Source organism: Pirellulales bacterium, from assembly GCA_035939775.1.
Lineage (GTDB): Bacteria > Planctomycetota > Planctomycetia > Pirellulales > DATAWG01 > DASZFO01.
The window spans coordinates 1-3,976 of the sequence record DASZFO010000102.1; the positions used below are offsets into that span (position 1 = coordinate 1).

Annotated in this window: 5 protein-coding genes; 4 read left to right on the forward strand and 1 reads right to left on the reverse strand. The window is 61.2% G+C overall.

The features are described 5' to 3' along the window. A partial coding sequence (locus tag VGY55_06385; GenBank protein HEV2969600.1) for an aminotransferase class III-fold pyridoxal phosphate-dependent enzyme occupies positions 1-779 on the forward strand: 779 nt, incomplete at its 5' end. Then, entirely contained in the window at positions 766-2,007 is a 1,242-nt protein-coding gene (locus VGY55_06390) for a GNAT family N-acetyltransferase (GenBank protein HEV2969601.1), read from the forward strand. The genes VGY55_06385 and VGY55_06390, both read left to right, overlap by 14 nt. Positions 2,008-2,134: 127 nt before the next feature. Here VGY55_06390 and VGY55_06395 read toward each other — a convergent pair whose 3' ends face one another. Further along, on the reverse strand, positions 2,135-3,007 hold the full coding sequence (locus VGY55_06395) for an NAD(+)/NADH kinase (protein ID HEV2969602.1): 873 nt from the start codon (positions 3,005-3,007) through the stop codon (positions 2,135-2,137). Positions 3,008-3,264: 257 nt separating this feature from the next. Between VGY55_06395 and VGY55_06400 the strand changes: the two genes are divergently transcribed. Beyond that, complete coding sequence (locus tag VGY55_06400) at positions 3,265-3,552, forward strand: hypothetical protein (GenBank protein HEV2969603.1); 288 nt, start codon at positions 3,265-3,267, stop codon at positions 3,550-3,552. A 13-nt stretch (positions 3,553-3,565) separates the two neighbouring features. Continuing rightward, positions 3,566-3,976: hypothetical protein (locus VGY55_06405; GenBank protein HEV2969604.1), on the forward strand; the 411-nt coding region annotated here is incomplete at its 3' end.

Here is a 3,976-nt window from a genome sequence, read left to right on the forward strand (position 1 = left end):
GCCGCTCGACCGAGACCCTGTTGATCGTTGACGAGGTTCAGACAGGAATGGGCCGCACGGGAATGACCTTCGCTGTCGAACACGAAGATGTTCACCCCGACGCGATGACACTGGCCAAATCATTGGGCGGCGGATTGATGCCCATCGGCGCGATGCTCGCTCGCCGCGACCTGTGGATGAAGGCGTACGGCACGGTCGGCAATTGCACGCTGCACACGAGCACCTTCGGCGGAGGAAGCCTGGCCACGGCCGCGGGCCTGGCGGCTCTGGACGTTCTTGAAAATGAACGGTTGGCCGAAAACGCCGCCCGTCGCGGCGAGCAGCTTCTCGAGGGATTGAGCGAGATCGCCAAGCGGTTCCGCTGCGTGAAGCAGGTGCGCGGACGGGGATTGTTGCTGGGCGTCGAATTCAACCCGCTCCAGGCCAACGTCAAGACGCATTGGCTCGCGATTGACCCGACCGGAATGGCCCGCTTCATCGCCTCCGAAGTCGGCCAGATGATCGACGCGTTTCACGTGCTGCACGCAATGCAGACGCTGATGCAGGGGCATTCGATCTACACTCAGTTCACTCGTTCCAACCCCTTGGTCCTGCGGATCGAGCCGCCGCTGACGATTACGGAAGCTCAAACGCAGGAGTTCTTGTCCGCCTTTGAGAAAACCTGTGAGGAAATCGATTTCATCGTCTCGATCATCGGCGAGATGATCGCCAAGACGAGCGTTGGCAAGCACGACGCGGCCCAGCGCGCTGGATTCACTCCGGCGGATGCAGCTCAGTAAGGCACCGCGGCGTTTCTTCAACGCTTTTGACGCGGCGACGGCACCCTTGACGATGGTCGTTTCCAGCCAGCCTTCCTCCACGCGGCTTCGCTACACCGCGTCCGTTTACGATTCGATCCGCGACGTTGATCCGGACGAGTGGAACCGCGTGCGCGACCCGCACGCCGACCCGTGCATGCATCCCGGGTTCGTCGCGGCCGTCGAGAATTCGTTGGGCCACATTTGCCGCTTCCGTCAGGTTATTGTCCGCGATGAGCATGGCCATCCGGTGGCAGCCGCGTGTCTCTGTTTTTTCCCGGTCGACGCGGCCGTGCTGGCGGACGGCTTCGCCCGGAAAGTGGCGAACGTCATCAACGGCGTGGCGCCCGTCTTGTTGCGCAGTCCTCTGCTGCTTGTGGGACTGCCGATTTCTTGCGGCGCGAGTCATTTGCGATTTGCTCCCGAGGCTGACCGCGAAGCCGTTCTGCGACTAATCGACGAGCAGGCGCGGCGTTTTGCCCGCGAAACCAAAGCGAAATGCATCGTCTTCAAGGAATTTGAAGCGCACGAGTGCCACGATCTCGAATCGCTTTCCGCGCTCGGTTACCGCCGGGCTGACAGCCTGCCGATGAACTGTGCTCCGGCCGAATACACCAGCTTCGACCAATATCTCGCGAGCATTCCCTCGGCCAAGAGGCGCACGATCCGAAAGTCGCGGGAAAAATTCGCGAAGTTCGGATTCAAGGTGGTCCACCTTCGCGGAGGCGACGGGGCCGATCGGCTCTACACCAACGCGGTTCACCGACTCTATGACGGCGTGCTCGATCGGGCCAAGGTGCGATTCGAACGGCTCCCCGCGGAATTCTTCCGCGAGATTGCCCGCCAGATGCCGGAAAATTCGCTCTTCACGTACGTCTTTCAAGGCGAGCGAATCGTGGCCTTCGCGGCGACGCTGACGGTCGAAGAGGTCTTCGACCAGATGTTCGTTGGGTACGACTACGATCTGAACCCCGAATGCGACCTCTATTTCAACCTGTTCTTTGAGGCGATGTCAGCCGCCTTCCAACGTGGGCCGCGCCGAATTTTCATCGGACAAACGAGCGACGAGTTCAAGCATCAAAAGCTCAGCGGCTTTCAGGTTCCTCTTTCGATCTACGTGAAGGGGACGCACCCGGTCATCAACGCGCTGATCAAGAACGCCTTCGGCTTGTTCTTCCCGCCGCGGCCGATGCAGTATCCGCAGCAATGATGCCGAGCTGCGTGACGCGCTTAGATTTGTAGGGTGGGCCAAGGCCGCTTCGGCCGAAGGCCCACCGATTCAACGCCGCTCGAATAGGAGGGATGGTGGCCAGCGGCCGAAACGGCCTCGGCCCACCCTACTCAGCCTCGTCATCAGAGTTGTAGCGCGGCTGAGTGCCCCAGTGGAGTTTTCGGCGCAGCGTCGCGTAATAGCTCAGGCCGCTGACGCGTGCCATCTTGAACGTCACCGGTGCCCGTCGGACCTCGACGACATCTCCTACATGGAGCGGTCGCTGCACTTGCCCATCGATGACAACGGCGGCTCCATCGCGGCCGCGTCGTAAGGTAAGCGTATAGACGCAATCGGCTCGATCGACCAAAGGCCGGTTCGTGAGCGCGTGCGGGCAGTTCGGCGTCACGACAAACGCCTCGAGATCCTGCCTCAAGATCGGGCCGCCGGCCGCCAGGCTGTACGCTGTCGAACCGACCGGCGTGCTGACGATCAGGCCGTCGCAGCTATAGGTCGTGACCGACTCACCGTCGATCGCCAGGTGCACGTCGACCATGTGGAGCGACCCGCCGCAGGAGACCGCCACTTCGTTCAGGCCCAAAAACGTCTCGACCGGATAACCGGCCGCCTTGACCGTACACTCAAACATCAGGTGCTCGATGATTCGGTAATCTCGAGCCTGCAGCTTGGGAAATTGTTGCTTGAACTCTTCCGGAGAGAGGTCGGCCAAGAACCCGAGTCGGCCCAGATTGACTCCCACGATCGGGAGCTGCCTCATTCCCATCTGCCGACACGCGCGCAAGATTGCCCCATCGCCGCCCAGCACTGCGACCAAATCGGCTTCGAGATCGTCGAGCACGAGGTCATCGGTGACTGCGGCCGCGACGACGTTAACTCCCGGCTCGCTCGCAAGGAACTCAGACAACTCGCGCCAGGCGTCCTGGACGCGCGGAGTTTGGTCCCGTGCCAGCACGATCAACCGCAAAGAGGGCTTAGCCATCGGGTATCTTTCGCGCAGAATTCTTGTGGAGCGCGCTTCGGATTGTGCACGATGAGGGTGCCGCTGACAACACCGCGCGGCATGCTCCTGGTCGGGTGATACGCCCATGGCCTTGCAGGGGCATTTCCTACAAGAATTCCAGCTGGTCGGAGTTTTGCCAAAATCCCGCCGAACCGGCTCGCTTGGGGGAGTCGATCTCGGTCCAGACCGTTTTTGGTTCGCCGAGATTACAATGGAACCGTTTGAGAGCCCGAGGAATGACGACCGAGCGAGCCAGTAACGACGGCACCGCCAAAGACGAGCGACCCAGCGCTCTCTTGGCGCTTCTGAACATTCGGGGGTTGCTCGCGATCGCGCTGATCTATCTGCTGAGCATCATTCCGGCGTACGTCGCGTTGTTGTTGCTGAGGTCGCGCGGAATCGACCTGTTTGCGCCGTACGAATCCTTCTACTGGCCGGTCCTTTGGATTCTCAGAAATGTGGAATGGGCGCGTCGCCTCAATGATCTGATCGAGCCCGCTCTGAGACGCCTCGCGGGCCGATAGGTTTCGCCGTCGAATGAATTATTTCGCGCATGGAATTCGTTTTCTCGATCGCCCTTGGTTCCTTGCGGGGACGGCGCTCCCCGATTGGCTGTCGGTAATCGACCGCCGCGTGCGGCTGCGGCACAAGCAGGTCTTGGAACGGGCCGATGGCTCGGGCTCGATCGACGCGGAATTGGCCGCCGGGGCCTGGCAGCATTTCGAGGATGACCGGTGGTTTCACAAGACGCGGGCGTTTGCCGAGGCAACGGCCCATCTCGCACGGCTCTTTCGCGATTTTTTGGGCCCGGGCGACAACTTTCGCTGCGGATTCCTGGGGCACATCGCCTGCGAGCTGTTGTTGGATGCCCTCTTAATCGAGCGGCACCCCGAATCGCTCGATCGCTATTACGCTATGTTTGCTCAGCTCCACGCGGCACGCCTGTCG